This is a genomic window from Bacillus sp. FSL R9-9834, from assembly GCF_038006905.1.
Classification (GTDB): Bacteria; Bacillota; Bacilli; order Bacillales; family Bacillaceae_G; genus Bacillus_A; species Bacillus_A pacificus.
Genome location: NZ_JBBOWD010000001.1, coordinates 175,563 through 192,885, shown reverse-complemented (window position 1 = coordinate 192,885; position 17,323 = coordinate 175,563). Strand labels below are relative to the sequence as shown.

Genomic DNA, 17,323 nt, shown 5'->3' with positions numbered 1-17,323 from the left:
AGGAACGAACAATGAAGAAAAAAGTTGTACCTGTTGTTGCATCTGTTTTAGGGGCAAGTCTATTACTAACTGCTTGCGGGGGAAATAAAGATCATGCAAGCGGAGCGAAAGCAAAAGATAAAGCACCTGATAAGCAGGCAATTAACTTATCATTCGCTTCAGAAATTCCAACAATGGATGTTGCAAAAGCAACGGATGGGGAATCCATGAGCGTAATGCGAAATGTTTTTGAAGGTTTATACGCAATGGGAGAAGATAATAAACCAATTCCTGGTGTTGCTGAGTCGGTTGACGTTAGTCCCGATAAAACAAAATATACATTCCATCTGCGTGATTCAAAATGGTCAAACGGTACTCCTGTTACAGCAAAGGACTTCGTCTTCGCTTGGCAACGTGCCGTAAACCCTGACACAGCAGCTGAATATGCATTCTTATTCTTCGATATACAGAATGCGAAACAAATAAACCAAAAACAATTACCAGTTGATCAATTAGGTATTAAAGCTGTTGATGACAAAACGTTAGAAGTACAACTAGACCGTCCTGTTCCTTACTTCTTAAGCTTAACGACATTCTCAACATTCTTACCAATTAATGAAGAGTACTTAAAGTCTCAAGGCGATAAATACGGTTTAGAAACAAATCATTTAATTTACAACGGTGCTTTCACATTAGATAACTGGAAACACGAACAAGGCTTCCAATTGAAGAAAAACCCTAACTATTGGGATGCTAAAACGGTAAAATTAGAAGAAATCAACTTCAATATCGTTAAAGATAAGTCTACAGAAGTGAACTTATATGATTCAGGACAAATTGATCGCGTTGCTTTAACTGCGGAGTTTGTTGATAAATATAAGGGCGATCCAAACTTCAAAGAACGTGCTGAAGTTGGCATTCAATTTTTACGACTCAATCAAAAAAATGAAACATTAAAAAATCAACACGCACGCCTTGCTATTAACGGCGCAATGAATAAAAAAGCATACGTAGAAACAATTTTAAATAACGGCGCTGTTCCAGCTGAAGGAATGATTCCTGCGAAATTTGCAAAAAGCCCTGAAGGCAACGACTTCCGTAAAGAAAACGGAAATCTAGTGAAAGATGATGTGAAAACAGCGAAAGAAAACTGGAAAAAAGCGAAGCAAGAACTTGGTACTGACAAAGTAACAATTGAACTCTTAACAAGTGATAACGCTTTAGCTAAAAAGACTGGTGAATATTTAAAAGGTGAACTAGAAAAAAACTTAGATGGATTAACAGTGAATTTAAAACCACAACCACGTAAACAACAGTTAAAACTACTATTAAGTGGTGACTATGAAATCGGTATTGATGGCTGGGGCCCTGACTTCGCTGACCCAATTACATTCTTAGATTTATTTACAACAGATAGTGCGTATAACTTCGATAAATACTCTAACAAAGAGTACGATGAGCTCATTCATAAAGTAAAAACAGATTTAGCTGGTGATGAAAAAGCTCGCTGGGAAGCAATGAAGCAAGCTGAAAAAATTCTATTACAAGACGGTGCTGTCGCTCCTTTATACCAACAAGGTCGTTCTTACTTACAACGCGGATTTATTAAAGGACTTGTAACAACTGACTTCGGTGGTGAGTTTAACTACAAGTGGACAGAAGTTGCAAAATAATAAGTGCTAATAAAAAGGTATCCAATTGAGGATACCTTTTTATTTTATGCTTCTTTAACTACAGAGCTTTTTCCCTTTACCATTCCTTTTATGGCTAAAGTCATCACTGCTACTGATTGTGTAACCAATACAATAACTAATAATGAAATAATATTTCTCTCTAAACTAACTCCTCCAAATATTATTGTATAATAGCCATTCGCTGCATATGTTGCGGGAAATAGTTCACCGATTGTTTGATATGTTTTAGAAAGCATCTCATGTGGGACAATTACACCGGAACTTACAAGTTGTAACGATAGTGAGATAATATTAAAAATCATACCTGCGTTTCCAAACACAGTTAGAAACATTTGTGTTAATGAAAGAAATGCGAAGAAGACTATTGCTTGAAACACCCATATACTCCCTACTGTTTCGTGCATCTCAATTTGGAAGCCTTTCATCAAACCAATTGTAATACATGCAAGTAAAATCGATACTGTACCGTTTATAATTTGTCTTGATAAGAAATTACTCCAACCGCCCTTTACTTCTTTTGCAACTTTTGATAGTTCCATACTCATTATCATTGCTCCTACAAATGAAGCTAATACGATCATTAGCGGTACCATATTCACTGAAAATCCTTTTACATCATTTACTTTATGAACTGTAAAACCAATTGAATCTTCCGTTAACCCTTTTATCACTTCTACATTCTCAGGTCCTACAGCTTGTAGCTTTCCGACAATCGCTTGTTTCTTATAACTTGCTACCTCTTTATTTACATTATCTCGAATTTGTTTTGCAGCTCCTTCCATCATTTGCTTTGCCATCATGGCATTCGCTTGATTAATGTGGAAGTTTAAATTTGATTTTCCTGTTTCATTTATATCTTTTGAAAAAGAAGCAGGAATTTCAATAATCATATCGTACACATGGTCATTCATTTCTTTGTTTGCTTTTTCTACAGACCGTTCTGCTTTCACTTGAAATGGTAAATTTCTCTGTAAGCCTTCTGCTATTTTATTACCTATATTGACATCTTCATTCACAATAGCGATACGCATTTGATCTGCTCTTTCATTCACTCCATCATATGCTGTTAACCACACGCAAAAGAAAATAAGTTGGAACGATAGCGCTACTACCATTCCTACATACGTACCTGGTCTTTTTAAAAACTGTTTTAATGTATCCATCTTCCCGCTCTCCTTTTAGCAAGCAAGTACATACTTGCATTTTATTTTAAATAAATACTAGGGTCTTAATGCCCTAGCATATAAAACAATATTATTTTCAATAAATTTCTCATCATCAACTTCTGTCAGGCGATCAGCAAAACGTAATTTAGATAAGAAATATCCAAAATTGATCCAGATAAAGTTCATTACTTGCGCTTCAATATTCGTATCAATAATGTTTCCTTTTTCCTGCATTTTTGCAAAATAGATACTTAATTCTTCTTTTAGTCCTTGTGGTATTTTAGCAATTTCCCCGTCTAATTCAGGAAATTCTCCAGCCTCACGTATACCGATAGCAATGATATCTTTTACCCCATCTAAAAAATTATGATAATGCCTTGCTAAGTTTTTTAAATCTGTTTCTAATTCCCATACAATCTCTGTTTGCAAAAACTTTTTTAAATGCGGTACATATGAAAATTCAGCAACCGCTGCTTCAATAACACCCTTCTTACTTTTAAAATTGCGAAATATCGTTACTTCATTAACACCAGCACGCATTGCAATTTCTTTCGTTGTCGCTGCTTTATATCCTTTTTCTTTCACTAATTCAATCGCTGCTTGAATAATTTTTTCTGCCGTCTTTGAGCGCGCCATAAAATCCTCTCTTCCTCATGCAAGTGATCACTTACATTTAGATTATATAACTTTTCAAATAATTGTCAACAATCCTCTTTTCCTTCTTTTTGCATTGAAACATTCTTTTAAAAGCTCTCGTAAATGCCTCTTGTGAGGAAAAACCATATTGCATTGCAATATCAATAACTGCTCTTTCAGTCGATACTAAAGCTTGTGCAGCATGAGTTAATCTTCTCTTTCGAATGTAATCCGTTACACTCATACCAATATAACTTTGAAAAATACGATGAAAATGGTACATCGACACCGCACTGTAAGATGCTACTCTTTCTGTTGTAAGCTCCTCATGCAAGTGATTTTCTATATATTCAATTGATTTTTTTATTATCTCTTTATATTCTTCATGCATTTTAGTCCCTCCCTCACAACTTCAATTTACCATATACATACAAATCTTTTTTGATTTAAATTGCGGATTAGCCCTTGCAACTACAGAATAATAATTTATTTTTAACACATACATAATTACATGATTTTGGGAAAAACTTGTATAGAACGAATTTACATAAGGAGGAATTTATAATGAGAACTCTACTATCAGTTTTATTAGCTCTTATGCTAGTACCTGCATTAACAGGATGTAAAGCTCCTGCAAAAGAAGACACAACTTCTAATAAAAAGACAACTGAAGAAGCAAAAAACGAGGCTCCTGCAGATTTAAAACTAAACTTCAATGAATTCGATTTAAAGGCAGACTACCAAGATACAAAGAAAGACTACGAAGCAGACTATAAAAATGTAGCAGCTGATAAGAAAATGGAAGCAAAAATTGAAGATCATAAAGCAGATGTAAAATTAACAGGAGACGAGGCTATCACAAAATTAAGCCCACTTCTACAAGAATTAAAATTTGATAAAGATACTGCTGACCAAGAAGTAATCGATCAAGTAGTGAACGTGTTCAAACTTGATAAAGACTACCAAAAATTCGATTTAGAAGTTGTCTTCTCTGATGGAACGAAAAAAGAATATAAAAGAGAAATAAAATAAAGAAGTAGGCGGTTGCCTACTTCTTTATTTTTGCGTATCTTAAATCTGGTTTAGATCCAACATAATATTGAAGTCCAGATACCGTTTGTTTTTGTAAATAGGAATCCGACGGGAATATAATTGGAATTAATGGTGAATCTGTAAACATAATATCTTCTGCTTTATGCAATAAGTCAAAACGCTTATCTTCATTTTGTTCCACTTCTGCTTCCTTCACTAAAGCATCAAATTCTTTATTATGCCATTTTGCATAATTGTTTGGACCATCACCTGCATATAAATCTAATTTAGTAATTGGGTCTAATAGAGAACCGCCCCATCCCATATAAGCTAATTGGAAATCACTTTGCTTATATGTGTCGATGTAACTCTTCCACTCTTTATTTTCTAATTTAATATCTACACCAAGATTTTTCTTAAACATTTCTTGCATTGCTTCTGCTACTTTTTTATGTTGTGTATCTGTAGTGAATTTTAATGTTACTTCAGGTAATGTAGACCAGCCTTGTTCTTTCATACCTTCTTCTAATAATTTTTTCGCTTCTGCTGGATCAAATTTAACGTAACCACCTTTTTCTTTACGGAAATCACGCCCACTTTGTGTTTTTGCTCCTTCTGGAACGAATGCATTTGCTTCTTGTGCATTGTTTTTATACAGTTTTTCAACAATAAACTTACGATCAACTGCTAATGAGAATGCTTTACGTACTTTCGCATTTGTGAACGGCTCTTTTTCTACATTAAACGAATAAATATAAGATGAAAATCCTGCAACACGCTTGTATTCTTTATTTCCTTTTTCTTTCTCAATCATCTCTTGTGGTAAACCACTTAGTAAATCTAATTCTTTTGATTTGTATAATTGGTACGCTGTTTTAGAATCTGGAATAATACGAAACTCAATTTCTTTTAATGTTACCTTTTTATCATAGTATTCTTTATTTTTTTGTACTGTAATAGCCTGATTGTGCTTCCATTCTTTTAATGTGAATGGTCCGTTCGTAATTAACTCTTTTGGATCTGTTTTTAATTTATTATTATCATCAATTGATTTTTTAGATAATGGAATGAATAATGAGCTTGCCAATTTTTGTTTAATAGAAGACACTGGGTGCTCAAGTGTTACCTTTAATGTTTGAGGATCAATGACTTGAATGCCAACTTGTCCTTCTTCACCTTTTCCAGTATTGTATGCTTCTGCCCCTTTAATAAAATACATTTCTGTTGCATTCATAGAACCCGTTTTCGGATTTAATAATCGCTTCCATGCAAATTCAAAATCATTTGCTGTAATAGGAGAACCATCTGACCATTTAATATCTTTCTTTAAATGAATTGTATACTCAGTTCCATCAGCATTTACTTCTTCTTTCTCTGCTAATTCATTTTGATATTTCCCATCACTATCTTGCGTATATAAGCTTGAGAATAAATGTCCAATTACATAACCTGAAGTACTATCTGTCGCAATAGCGGAATCAAGTGTATATGGATCGCTACCAATATTCGTTACTAATCGATCTCCTTCCCCCTTACCAGCACTCGCCTTTTGCGTCTCTTTCTTACCGCAAGCGACAGAAGTAATTGCTAAAACAGTCATAATGACAAACAGTAAAAACTTCTTCATCCTACATTCTCCTTTAACCTGAAATTTTTGGTGTTGATGCTAATAATGTTTTTGTATAAGAATGTTGTGGATTACGGAATACTTCATCCGTATTTCCAAATTCAACAAGTTCTCCTTTATATAGGACAGCCACTTTTTCACATAAATAGTGAACCATCGGTAAATCGTGCGCGATAAATAAATATGTATAGCCTTGTTCTTTTTGAATCTTTTGCAGTAAATGTACAATTTGAATTTGCAATGAAACATCTAATGCTGAAATTGGTTCATCAAGAATCAATACTTCTGGCTCACACAATAACGCTCTTGCAATAGCGATACGTTGGCGTTGTCCTCCGCTAAATTCATGCGGATATCGATCAATATATCTTCTATCTAATCCAACACGCTCTAGCGCATCACCTGCTACTTTATCCTTCAACCCTTTATCACCTAAACCGAATGAAATATAACCTTCCGTTACGCTATCGCGTACTTTCCAGCGCGGATTTAATGCAGCTGTGGAATCTTGAAAAATAAACTGTACTTTCTGTAAGAAATCACGTTTATGAGCTGCCTTCAGTTTGTGAACGACTTGACCGTTATAATCAATTTCACCAGACGTTGGGCTCTCAATCCCAGCTATGAGCTTTCCAAGTGTTGTTTTTCCTGAACCACTTTCGCCAATAATGCCAAGCGTTGTTCCTTTCGGGATAGAAAGTGATATATCTTTTAACGCTGCGATTTCTTTATTTTTACTTCCATATGTTTTCGTTACTTGCTTTACAGTAATTAAATCTGTCGTCATGAGGCATTCACCTTCTCTTTTGATTTCGCCTTATTATGCTCCAGAACATGTTGCCAGCAATGTGAACTATGCTCCTTGGAATATGTTGTTCTCTCTGGGAAACGATGAATACATTCTTTTATCGCTACTGGACAACGATTGACAAAAGGACAACCAAAGCTATTTAACGTCTCAATGGAAGGTGTCGTCCCTTCTATTGCACGTAATACTTTTTCAGAATCATCCATATTCGGAATTGCTTGTAATAAGCTTTTCGTGTATGGATGTTTAGGGGAACCTATCACTTCCTCTATCGTTCCTTTTTCAACAACACGTCCTCCATACATCACAACTACTCGATCCGCTACTTCACGTACAAGTGCTAAATCATGCGTAATTAGTAAAATACTCGTATTTTGCTTTTCCTTTCTTTCCTTTAATAACTCCATAATTTGCTTTTGAATTGTTACATCTAATGCTGTCGTAGGTTCATCCGCAATAACGAGTTTTGGGTGGCAGGCAAATGCGATTGCTAAACAAATACGTTGCCTCATGCCTCCGCTTAATTGATGTGGGTACTGTTCAAAGCGTTTCTCTGCTTCATGTATCCCTAAATCATTTAATAAGTTAATCGCAATTTCTTTTGCTTCTTTTTTCGATTTCTTTTCGTGTTGCAAAATCACCTCTGTAATTTGTCTTCCCACCTTCATCGTCGGATTTAAAGAGGACAGAGGGTCTTGGAAAATAAACGAAATATCTTTTCCACGAATTTGATTCCATTCTGATTCTTGTAGATTCGTTAATTCCTCTGATTCAAAAGATATATTTCCATCATCAATATGAATTGATTCTTGATTTAAGCCAATAATGGATTGTGCTGTAACACTTTTCCCTGAACCACTTTCTCCTACAAGTGCAACAATTTCACCTTCGCTAATAGAAAAGGAAACATGCTTCACAATTGCTTGTTTACTATTCTCTTTTTCAACGGCTAACGTTACGTTTTCTAAAGATAAGAGCTGTCCCATGTTTTTTCTCCTTTCGATTCTGTTTTACGATTTTTGGATCAATTGCATCTTGTAAACCATCACCAATTGCATTAAACGCGAACATAATGAGCGCAATCATGATTGCTGGGAAGAATAGCTGCCACCATTCTCCACTCAATAATGTCCCAAGTGCATCATTCGTCATCGTCCCCCAGCTTGCTGCTGGTGATTGCACTCCTAGTCCGATAAAGCTTAAAAATGATTCTGAGAAAATAGCTGCTGGAATTGTAAATGATAAATTTACGATAATAATGCCTGTTAAGTTCGGAATTAAATGCCCGTATATAATTTTCATATGTGATGTACCTAATCGCTCCGCTGCAATAACAAACTCTCTTTGTTTTAAAGATAAGACTTGCGCCCTAACGAGACGTGCCATACCAATCCATCCTGTTAATGCAAGGGCGATGATAATGGTAAAAAGACCTGGTTTCATAACAATTAATAGTAAAATAACAATTAATAAATATGGGATACCGTATAACACTTCGATTCCTCGTATAATCCACTCATCAATTAATGTCCCAAGGCGATTGCGCCCTCTTACATATCCACTAAATCCTCCGATTAGCACACCAAGTCCTATATCAAGAGCAGCTGCCACTAATCCAACTGTTAATGAAATTTTTCCACCAGCCCAAGTACGTGCCCATATGTCTCTTCCTAAATCATCGGTTCCGAACCAATGCTCGCTACTAGGAGGTAAATTCGTTGCTTCTTTCACTTGTTCACTCGCAGTAAATGACGTTAAACTTTCGCCAATTAATGAGAAAATAATAATGAGTAATAACGTCACTGTTCCTAAAACTGCGATTGGATTCGATATAAACTTACGAAACACTTCTTTCTTTCGGCTAATCTTTTGCTGATCTTTATTTATTGTTAATTCTTTTTTCTCTTCATTTGTTAATAACTGGTCATTAATTTCATAAGCCCCCATTTAAACATCTCCCTCCTTACGTAATAGAACGAATACGTGGATCAACAATACGATGAATAATATCTGTAATAAAAATACATACAATTAAAAGTGCACTATAAAAAATGGTTGTTCCCATAATCACTGGATAATCTCGATTAAAAATACTATCTACAAAATATTTTCCGAGACCAGGAATTGAAAAAATCTTTTCGATAACGAAAGTACCTGTTAAAAGTCCCGCCATTAATGGTCCAACAAATGTAAGTACTGGAACAATCGCATTTCGAAGAGCATGTCTTATAATAATCTTCTTAATCGGTATACCTTTCGCTCTCGCTAACTTAATATAATCACTCTGCAGTACTTCGATCATATTAGAGCGAACAAATCTTGTAATCACTGCGATTGGTCCTAACGCTAATGCAAAGGATGGCAATACCGTATGTTCAAATGTACCCCAAGAAGCTACTGGTAAGAGCTCGAATTGAATAGCGAATACTTGTATAAATAGTGGTGCTAAAATAAAACTCGGAATAGAAATACCGAGGATGGCAAGTAAACTTACACCGTAATCAATTACCTTCCCATGATAGAGAGCAGCAAATGTACCTGCAGCAATTCCGACTAGCAATGAAATAATAAGTGCTTGTAAACCAATAATTGCTGATGGACCAAAACCAGTTGTTATAATTTCTGATACACCTTGCCCGGTTGATTGAACAGATTCACCAAAATCAAAATGAACTACGCCGTCTAAATAAGCAACATATTGATTCCATAGCGGTTCATCAAGGTGATACTTCGCTCTCATGTTTTGGATCACTTCTTCAGGAAAGATTTTTGCATCTGATGAAAATGGATCCCCCGGAATAATATGCATAATTAGAAATGTCACCGTCGTAATAACCCATAGCGTGAACACCATAACTGATAATTTTTTAATTACATACACTCCAATAACCCCCTAAACACATATATTTACTTAGTTTTATGAACGTACTTTTTCCATTACTCCCTTTTCTCTTTTTAGAATACAAAAAGCCTTGATCTTAAAAAATAAGATCAAGGCTTAATAAACAAAGGCCCATCACTTATCTTTCAAGACTTGCTTGCTGGAATTAGCACGGTGTTCCTATTACAGAACCCGCTGCTGAGGTGTCATAGGGCCAGTCCCTCTACCTCTCTGGATAAGTAAATTGCTATATTATTATTTGGTTCAAATTGTATATTTCGAATTATAATTCTGAAAAAACGAAAAGTCAATCAAATTGGATATATTTAGAAAAATCAGTTTTTAATACTTTCATTTATCTATGTCGTATTTCGCTTATAATAAAAAAAGATATGAAAGGAGTTATAAGATGGACCCCTTACTTCTATCAACTATAGGATTACCATTAACAATCGTTATACTTGTTATCATTGGGTTTTATAAACTTTTCATTAAAAAGAAAAGCATTACCTCTTTTTACACCCCCTTTGATAATATTACCGGGCAAACTATTTCCGAATTTCACGAAGAACAGAAGGTATTAGTATCCGAGGATGAAGATGGCGATGGTAAGAGGAAAAAATAACCTTGCACAGGCAAGGTTATTTTTTCGTTTCTGCTTGAAAACGTTTATAGTATGTCGATGCTGTTGCAAAGTTAATTTCTATATCACGAATCAGCGATGAATCTTCTTCTTTCGCTAACGTCTGTAATTTTTTCATCGCTTGTTCCGATTCATTCAAGAAACCAACATATACTTCATGTTCTTGCTCTTTCGACTTTGGAACACGAATTTCTTTACGTATATGATCAATATCTTCTAACATGCTCGTCGTTACCTCTTGCACATCTTCTTTATATGCAGCATTCGTTATTTCCTTACCGCCCTTTTCTTTTGCTACTTCAAATAACTGTAGTGCTTTATTAATCTCTTTATTTATTTTTATATCGTATTTTTCATGTACTGCAAGGTATTCTTTTATCTCTTCTGTTTGTTCGGTAGATTGCTCTACCTTTTCTTTCGGTTCTTTCGTATCTTTATTTCCATTACATCCTGCTAGAAGGATCATACTTCCCATTACAGCAATACCCAAAACCTTCTTCATCTCTTCTTCTCCTTTTATCTACAGCTACTACTCATTATAGTTTCTTTTATCTCCACTTGTTATTATACCGAGAACATCCTACTTTTTACACTTAAGAAGATACCTTAATATACATGCCTACATTTTTGTCACAGTATCGTCACTTTATGCAAATAACTTTTGCATCACCTTACAAAGCTGTCTTAGTTACTTCAAAGAAATGAAAAAAGAACTGATTCAAAAATTATTTGAATCAGTTCTTTTTTATAAGTTAAGCCTCTAAATTTTGTCTTTGTTGCAGTTCAAACTGCTTCTCACTTCTTCTGGCCATAAACAAATAACATAACACAGCACCAACTTCACAAAGAGCTATTACAACACCCATCGGTAATGCGGTGTTACTTCCCCCAATACCTACTAACGGCGCAACAAGTGCTCCTGAAATGAACTGTAATAAGCCTAATAAAGCTGATGCTGTTCCTGCAGCTTGTTTCTGATTTCTCATCGCTAACGAGAACCCAGTTGTTGAGACAACCCCAACACTTGATACGACAAGAAATAACGAGCATAAAACGCCAATTAACCCTATTCCTAGTAAGATTGTCAGTAGTAAAGATAAACCACCAACAGCTGCAATAATGATACCAGAGACAAATAATGTCTTCTCATTCACTTTCCCCGCTAAACGACCTGTTACCTGACTAGCAATAATAATACCAATACCATTGATTGCAAAGAATAAACTAAATTGCTGTGGTGATGCTCCGTATATGTTCTGCAACACAAATGGTGAGCCCGAAATGTATGCAAACATTGCCGCTGTTACTAATCCTTGTGACAATGCATATCCCATAAACAAACGATCCTTTAATAGTTTTCCGTACGTCGCTAACGTCCCTGACAAACCACCTGTTTCTCTTTCTTCAGGAGGTAATGTTTCACGCAATACGAAAGTAGCTGATATTAACATGAATACACTTATTGCTCCAAGAACGATGAAAACACCGCGCCACGTTGTAAATTGTAATAATTGTCCCCCAATAATCGGTGCCAAAATAGGCGCTGCTCCGTTTACTAACATAAGTAGTGAGAAGAACTTCGTCATTTCAGAACCTGAATACATGTCACGTACCATTGCACGTGATATAACAATCCCGGCTGATCCCGAAGCTCCTTGTAGGAAGCGTAATAACACTAACGTCCAAATAGATGGCGCAACAGCACAAAGTAAAGAAGAAGCAACATAAATAATGAGAGCAATAATAAGAGGTTTGCGTCTTCCGTAAATATCACTAATTGAGCCAACAAATAATTGTCCTACTGAAAGCCCAAGCAAACAAGCTGTTAATGTAAGTTGGGCTAGTGATGCACCTGTTTGCAAGTCATCCGTTAATTTCGGTAACGAAGGCAAATACATATCAATAGATAATGGCCCAATCGCCGTAAGTGTTCCTAATACAAGAATCATCCATAACCTGTTCATCTTTACAGGCTTATATATTTCCTGATTAACTTCATTCACTTTTTTCATTCACCCTTTCCTATACATACTAAATCGTAACAATTATAGTTACAACATAAACATACGTCAAGTATAGCGCATTTTCCTGTTTAATTTTGTAAAAAAAAGCGATAGAATTTCTATCGCTTTACTTGTTCAAATTACTATTTGTAAATTTAGATACGGAAGACATCGCCTCTCCTGTATCTAAATATGTGATTTGAATTGGATCTCCCACTTCTGTAAACATAGCATATGGGAATTTCTTCACAGGTATCATAAATACTTTTTGTTCATTCTCTAACAGTACGTACACGATTGTATTTTCACCTGATTTTTCTTTATATACACGTTGTACAGTGCCTTCTTTTTGCGCCTCTTTTCCATTTGAAGTCGGTCTAAATGAATCTCCGCTTCCACTCAGCGCATTTTTATAATTCTCAAGCGCTTCTTTTTGCGTCGAACCTGTTGCAAATATTTTCGCATTAGAAGCATAGATAACAGTATGGGCACGTACTAATCCTCCGTCATCAATAACAGGTACAATCCAAGAAGGTTTACCGTACACGTTATAAATAACCGGCATCGTTCCATGCCACTTTTCTCTCTTAAAAGAATTATCCACGACTTCCGAAGCAGCCGAACCATCCATAATTCCCTTTACTTCTTTTCCGTTATAGTAATACAACTTACCTGTACGCGCATCGATAAGTGAATAACCTAGTGCAGAATCTACTCCCTCTTTCGGAGAAGTGAAATCAGTAAAGTAATATAATGTTCCATCCTTACCGAAAATCGGTGTAACTCCTTCTTTCGTTCCCCACTCAGTCGGGATCTTCATATCAGTTTGCGAGAATTTTGTATTCCAAAATCCGTGAATATATTTACCGAAGTACGTATTTAACGTAGATGCAGTCTCGTGATTTAATACGCCATCAACAAATTTAGGTGCCTTTCCTTTATCGTATCTTTTCACTTCGCCTGTTTGTGCATCTACTACTACAACGCCCTCTACCTCAAATCCAGATCTTCCTGAAATAAATTCACCGTACGTCATTGTATAATACGGTTTCCCTTTATCATCCACTTCAAATTTAGGTTTTCCTTTAAAGATTAAATTTGGTTCTGCTTGCCTTACCACACGCTCTAAATTATTTCCGAAAAACATGCTTGGCACGTATTTCATTTTATAACCAAGGTGCAGTTTCGCTTCTGCATCAGGATTCGTACCTGACATCGTGACGTACCCTGGAATTGTCTCAGCTTTACGTGCTTTAAAAAACCCTGAAACTTCAATCGGTGCTACATATAAAGCCTCGCCATTTACCATTTGTGGCGTTAATTCTCCTAGCTCAAAATAAGCTACTTTCGGAATATCCCCAAATACTTTTTTCATCTTATTCTCCGCTGTCTTTGGCGGCACTGTAAATGGCTGATCATTTTCAGTAAATGGCTCTGAAATATCTTTCTCTACCTTTACAACAGAATCATATTTCTTTTGCGAGATTACTATATCGTGCAAATAACCAAAGTAGCCGTAACTTGCAAGTAAAACAAGCATTAGAAGTCCTTTTAACGTACCTTCTAATTTACCTATTTGATCTTGGGAAAATAAAACAAGCCCAATTAAAATCGCTACTGCAACAGAATAATGAGTAAGAATTGAATCTGCTCGATCATCAATTAGCCAAAAATATTCATAGATTGCAATACCTATCCAAAATAAAACTGGAATAACTAAAATAGATGATTTCTTACCCTTTACAACCTTCTCATCCCCTTTTTTATCCACTGCTCGAAGTTTACTACCGCTTCTTCTTGTCCATGGAATCAAAAACAAAGTGAGAATAGCTAAAATTAAAAATTTCATCAAAGGCAATGTCCCCTTTTCTTTTGTCTTCCTCTTTAGTATAACAAATAAAGGTTATTCAGGTAAAAATGGGAATCGTTATATTTTTTTACTACTTAATACAACTCCGCTCACTACATATAAGATAGATGCAATATAAAAAATCGTGCCGATCGTAAAGAAATCTACTAAATATCCTGTTGCAATAATTGCTACTGCCCCTCCAATCGATGTCCACACATGATATTTTCCAATCTCATAACCAGCATTTTCTTGTACAACTTTTCGTGCTAACGAAGTCTTCTCCGTATTACGCTGCACAGCCCCTAAAATACCCATTAAAATTTGAAGAATGTATACATGCCATACTTCTGTTGCAATAGGAAAACAAAGCATTAATATCGCCATGGACCAGGCGTATATAATTAATAACTTTCTATCACCTACTCTATCAGAGATTCTTCCAACTAACGGATATACTAGAGCTGAAGTTAAGGCAAATAAGCCATATGCCCAGCCAAACTGTGAGAAGCTATTTCCAACATTCCGAAGCAATAGAATGTAAAAAGGAAATACCATACTTCCAGCCATCATAATAATGCTTTGTGAAGCTACAAATCTTCTATATGTCATTTCGTATACTCCCTATAAAATAAATTCACAAATCTCTCTTTTGGATCCGCTTCTTTTTTCTTCTGAAGAAATTCTTCTATACGAGGATATGCTCTCCTTAACTGTTCTTTCGTTGGATAAGAATAATACGGTAAATAATAACTACCGTTATGCTTTAACGTAACATCAATCATCTTCTGAATAACATTCTCTGTTTTCTTTATCTCGTGTTCAGAACGCCCTTGATTAATTAAAAGAACCAGTGCAAACATATCATCTTTCGCATAGGATAAAACTGCATTTTCATTCTTTTCCACGTAACGAACCGTAATATTGAGCAAATTAAATTCTTCCTCATTTAATACGTTACGTAAATCATCTATGTATTCCGTGAAAGAATCTATAGGCACAAAATATTCTTGTAACACCTCTGTCCTATTTGGATTTTCATATTCCATAAAGGCACTATCTGACCTCATAACATTATTTCGCGTCTCATACTTTCCATCTGTACGTTCAAAATAACTTCTTTGTATATCCCAAAACGTATCTTTTCCCCAATCACTATAGCGTGATAATCCAAGTAAAAATTTAGGCGCTGCTATAATAGTTTCTTCTTTTAATTTACTATACTCCTCCCTCATATTTTGGTTTTGTGCCAATGTATAATCTGTCACATACATTTCTCTTAAAAATGAATTTGGAGCAACAGAAATACGAGCTAAGTGCATACGAACATTTTCATCTTTTTTCACTTTCTCTTTGAAATAAGACGTGTATTCTTTATAATCTAGCATTTTCGTGTGCGTTTCATATAATTCATCATTTGTTAACTTTAAGGTCACATCTAAAATGACACCAAATAGCCCGTAACCGCCAATGACATAAGGAAATAAATCCGCATTCTCTTCTCTACTTACATTACGCACCGTACCATCTGCCATTAACAATCTAAACGACTCTACTGTATCAATCAATGCTTCATGACGAATATCACGACCATGTACATTTACACTTAATGAACCACCAACCGTAAAAATATTTTGCGACTGCATCACCTGAACAGCAAGACCATATGGATTTACTTTCTTCTGAATGTCATTCCACGTGGCACCACTTTGAACTGTAATGCGCTTCTTCTCTGGATCAAATTCTAATATTTTATTATACCCTTTCATATCAAGCATCGTCCCATGCGGATAATATGTCTGCCCGCCCTGACTATGTTGCATACCAGCAATAGAAATCTTCTCCCCAGAAACATTCGCATCTTGCACTAATTTTATTAACGAGTGCTCATCCGTAGCACTTTCAACACGTTTTATTTTTGTCGGGAGTAACTTTCCTACATCACTCATAATCGGATGATTTAATTGCTCCTTATATGTATTTACAGATGTCACAAGCAACACTGTATAAGCCATCATAACCACCGCTATCTTTCTTTTTTTCAAATGACACTCTCCTCTTCTACATCTTTTCCTCTTCATATTGTACCTATTTTCCTATGAATAAAGAATATAAAAAAGAGGGACCTTATTTTAGGTCCCTCCTCATCAAAACTGTTACTTTGCTGCTGGCAATTGTATTGGATCAAACTTTTCATACGACGTATATTTTGCGTTCGTAATAATGTGTGCTTTATCCTTGCCATTACTACTCATAATCATGTCTATCTTTGCTGATTCATATTTAAAATCTTTTGTAATGATATATTCTGCATCCACTTCTTCTATCTTCGCATTTTGTGCTTGTAACATTTTCTTCTGCGTTTCATCCATGCTAGTTAACATACTTTCTGTTTCTTGCCCTTTTAATGTAAATTTCAGTTTATATTTATCTCCGCTTTTCTCCATCTTCATTTTATCTAAAACTACTTCCGGTACTTCTAACTTATCTATAATATCTTGAGTTGCTTTCATTCCACCAGCGTTTAATTGCTCCTCTGGTACGGTTATAACTTCTCCCGTATTAGGGTTTTTTACCTCACCAGCAACTTTACCATCCACAGTATACACTACAACATCTGTACCGGAAATATTCATTTCAGAACGAGAATTCTTTGTCTTTGGCTCTAATTGCATCTTAGCCTTTAATATATCCATCTCTGTTCCCTCAGCTTTTACCCCTACACCATATGTCATCGTTACATGTTCTTCATTTTTAAAAGCTTCGTTCGTTTTCTTGAAAACATCCTTCGCCTTTAATTCCTTTTCTTTTTGAACTGATTCTTTTTTCGGCTCATCCGTCTTTGCTGTTTTCTCATTACTACACCCTACCCCTAGACTGATTGCAAGCACTAAACTTGAAATAAAAATAATTTTTTTCACACTGTCGCCCCCTTTCCCAAAATAATATCACCTCTCTTCCTATGAAATCTATATAATTTTTAATCTATATTCGCTATATAGCGA

General features: G+C 35.4%; 16 protein-coding genes, 1 pseudogene and 1 riboswitch. Of the genes and pseudogenes, 3 read left to right on the top strand and 14 right to left on the bottom strand.

Going from position 1 to position 17,323, the window contains the following annotated elements:
* Nucleotides 1-11 precede the first annotated feature (11 nt).
* Nucleotides 12-1,652: a peptide ABC transporter substrate-binding protein gene (locus MKY00_RS01110; RefSeq protein ID WP_016716271.1), complete on the top strand. Its 1,641-nt coding sequence runs from the start codon at nt 12-14 to the stop codon at nt 1,650-1,652.
* Between the two features lie 44 nt (nt 1,653-1,696).
* On the opposite strand, the gene MKY00_RS01105 is transcribed toward MKY00_RS01110, so the two are convergent.
* The 3 genes and pseudogenes from MKY00_RS01105 to MKY00_RS01095 all read right to left on the bottom strand — a co-directional run.
* Nucleotides 1,697-2,836, bottom strand: a complete 1,140-nt coding sequence (locus MKY00_RS01105) for a YhgE/Pip domain-containing protein (protein WP_016716270.1) — start codon at nt 2,834-2,836, stop codon at nt 1,697-1,699.
* A gap of 57 nt (nt 2,837-2,893) precedes the next feature.
* On the bottom strand, nt 2,894-3,475 hold the full coding sequence (locus MKY00_RS01100; RefSeq protein ID WP_016716269.1) for a TetR/AcrR family transcriptional regulator: 582 nt from the start codon (nt 3,473-3,475) through the stop codon (nt 2,894-2,896).
* Between the two features lie 40 nt (nt 3,476-3,515).
* Nucleotides 3,516-3,866, bottom strand: a pseudogene (locus MKY00_RS01095) (helix-turn-helix domain-containing protein); the annotation flags it as partial.
* A 173-nt stretch (nt 3,867-4,039) separates the two neighbouring features.
* On the opposite strand from MKY00_RS01095, the gene MKY00_RS01090 reads away from it, so the two are divergent.
* A complete protein-coding gene (locus MKY00_RS01090; protein WP_001259643.1) occupies nt 4,040-4,507 on the top strand; it encodes a YusW family protein in 468 nt (155 codons plus the stop codon).
* Between the two features lie 16 nt (nt 4,508-4,523).
* Here MKY00_RS01090 and MKY00_RS01085 read toward each other — a convergent pair whose 3' ends face one another.
* From MKY00_RS01085 to MKY00_RS01065, 5 genes are read right to left on the bottom strand one after another with little or no spacing between them, the layout of a single operon-like run.
* Complete coding sequence (locus tag MKY00_RS01085; protein WP_000714111.1) at nt 4,524-6,134, bottom strand: peptide ABC transporter substrate-binding protein; 1,611 nt, start codon at nt 6,132-6,134, stop codon at nt 4,524-4,526.
* A gap of 13 nt (nt 6,135-6,147) precedes the next feature.
* Entirely contained in the window at nt 6,148-6,921 is a 774-nt protein-coding gene (locus tag MKY00_RS01080) for an ABC transporter ATP-binding protein (RefSeq protein WP_000205672.1), read from the bottom strand.
* On the bottom strand, nt 6,918-7,928 hold the full coding sequence (locus MKY00_RS01075; protein ID WP_000531253.1) for an ABC transporter ATP-binding protein: 1,011 nt from the start codon (nt 7,926-7,928) through the stop codon (nt 6,918-6,920). The genes MKY00_RS01080 and MKY00_RS01075 overlap by 4 nt, the downstream gene beginning before the upstream one ends.
* Complete coding sequence (locus MKY00_RS01070; protein ID WP_000501518.1) at nt 7,885-8,889, bottom strand: ABC transporter permease; 1,005 nt, start codon at nt 8,887-8,889, stop codon at nt 7,885-7,887. The genes MKY00_RS01075 and MKY00_RS01070 overlap by 44 nt, the downstream gene beginning before the upstream one ends.
* A gap of 16 nt (nt 8,890-8,905) precedes the next feature.
* On the bottom strand, nt 8,906-9,823 hold the full coding sequence (locus MKY00_RS01065) for an ABC transporter permease (RefSeq protein WP_000289310.1): 918 nt from the start codon (nt 9,821-9,823) through the stop codon (nt 8,906-8,908).
* 136 nt (nt 9,824-9,959) lie between these two features.
* Nucleotides 9,960-10,065, bottom strand: a riboswitch (SAM riboswitch).
* 167 nt (nt 10,066-10,232) lie between these two features.
* Here MKY00_RS01065 and MKY00_RS01060 point away from each other — a divergent pair.
* Nucleotides 10,233-10,448, top strand: coding sequence for a DUF3951 domain-containing protein (locus MKY00_RS01060; protein WP_016716267.1), 216 nt, complete (start codon nt 10,233-10,235; stop codon nt 10,446-10,448).
* A gap of 16 nt (nt 10,449-10,464) precedes the next feature.
* On the opposite strand, the gene MKY00_RS01055 is transcribed toward MKY00_RS01060, so the two are convergent.
* The 6 genes from MKY00_RS01055 to MKY00_RS01030 form a co-directional block, all read right to left on the bottom strand.
* Nucleotides 10,465-10,968, bottom strand: a complete 504-nt coding sequence (locus MKY00_RS01055; protein WP_016716266.1) for a hypothetical protein — start codon at nt 10,966-10,968, stop codon at nt 10,465-10,467.
* A gap of 250 nt (nt 10,969-11,218) precedes the next feature.
* A complete protein-coding gene (locus MKY00_RS01050; protein WP_016716265.1) occupies nt 11,219-12,478 on the bottom strand; it encodes a multidrug effflux MFS transporter in 1,260 nt (419 codons plus the stop codon).
* Nucleotides 12,479-12,596: 118 nt separating this feature from the next.
* A complete protein-coding gene (locus MKY00_RS01045; RefSeq protein ID WP_000670270.1) occupies nt 12,597-14,318 on the bottom strand; it encodes a DUF3981 domain-containing protein in 1,722 nt (573 codons plus the stop codon).
* Nucleotides 14,319-14,396: 78 nt separating this feature from the next.
* On the bottom strand, nt 14,397-14,930 hold the full coding sequence (locus MKY00_RS01040) for an MFS transporter (RefSeq protein WP_000222369.1): 534 nt from the start codon (nt 14,928-14,930) through the stop codon (nt 14,397-14,399).
* Nucleotides 14,927-16,363 (bottom strand): FAD-binding oxidoreductase, encoded by a 1,437-nt coding sequence (locus MKY00_RS01035; RefSeq protein ID WP_016716264.1) that lies wholly within the window; start codon nt 16,361-16,363, stop codon nt 14,927-14,929. The genes MKY00_RS01040 and MKY00_RS01035 overlap by 4 nt, the downstream gene beginning before the upstream one ends.
* A 111-nt stretch (nt 16,364-16,474) precedes the next feature.
* Nucleotides 16,475-17,239 (bottom strand): DUF6612 family protein, encoded by a 765-nt coding sequence (locus tag MKY00_RS01030; protein WP_016716263.1) that lies wholly within the window; start codon nt 17,237-17,239, stop codon nt 16,475-16,477.
* Nucleotides 17,240-17,323: the final 84 nt, after the last annotated feature.

Coding starts and splice junctions, on each gene's coding strand:
- MKY00_RS01110 (WP_016716271.1), top strand. CDS start 12: ATGAAGAAAAAAGTTGTACCTGTTGTTGCATCTGTTTTAGGGGCAAGT.
- MKY00_RS01105 (WP_016716270.1), bottom strand. CDS start 2,836: ATGGATACATTAAAACAGTTTTTAAAAAGACCAGGTACGTATGTAGGA.
- MKY00_RS01100 (WP_016716269.1), bottom strand. CDS start 3,475: ATGGCGCGCTCAAAGACGGCAGAAAAAATTATTCAAGCAGCGATTGAA.
- MKY00_RS01090 (WP_001259643.1), top strand. CDS start 4,040: ATGAGAACTCTACTATCAGTTTTATTAGCTCTTATGCTAGTACCTGCA.
- MKY00_RS01085 (WP_000714111.1), bottom strand. CDS start 6,134: ATGAAGAAGTTTTTACTGTTTGTCATTATGACTGTTTTAGCAATTACT.
- MKY00_RS01080 (WP_000205672.1), bottom strand. CDS start 6,921: ATGACGACAGATTTAATTACTGTAAAGCAAGTAACGAAAACATATGGA.
- MKY00_RS01075 (WP_000531253.1), bottom strand. CDS start 7,928: ATGGGACAGCTCTTATCTTTAGAAAACGTAACGTTAGCCGTTGAAAAA.
- MKY00_RS01070 (WP_000501518.1), bottom strand. CDS start 8,889: ATGGGGGCTTATGAAATTAATGACCAGTTATTAACAAATGAAGAGAAA.
- MKY00_RS01060 (WP_016716267.1), top strand. CDS start 10,233: ATGGACCCCTTACTTCTATCAACTATAGGATTACCATTAACAATCGTT.
- MKY00_RS01055 (WP_016716266.1), bottom strand. CDS start 10,968: ATGAAGAAGGTTTTGGGTATTGCTGTAATGGGAAGTATGATCCTTCTA.
- MKY00_RS01050 (WP_016716265.1), bottom strand. CDS start 12,478: ATGAAAAAAGTGAATGAAGTTAATCAGGAAATATATAAGCCTGTAAAG.
- MKY00_RS01045 (WP_000670270.1), bottom strand. CDS start 14,318: ATGAAATTTTTAATTTTAGCTATTCTCACTTTGTTTTTGATTCCATGG.
- MKY00_RS01040 (WP_000222369.1), bottom strand. CDS start 14,930: ATGACATATAGAAGATTTGTAGCTTCACAAAGCATTATTATGATGGCT.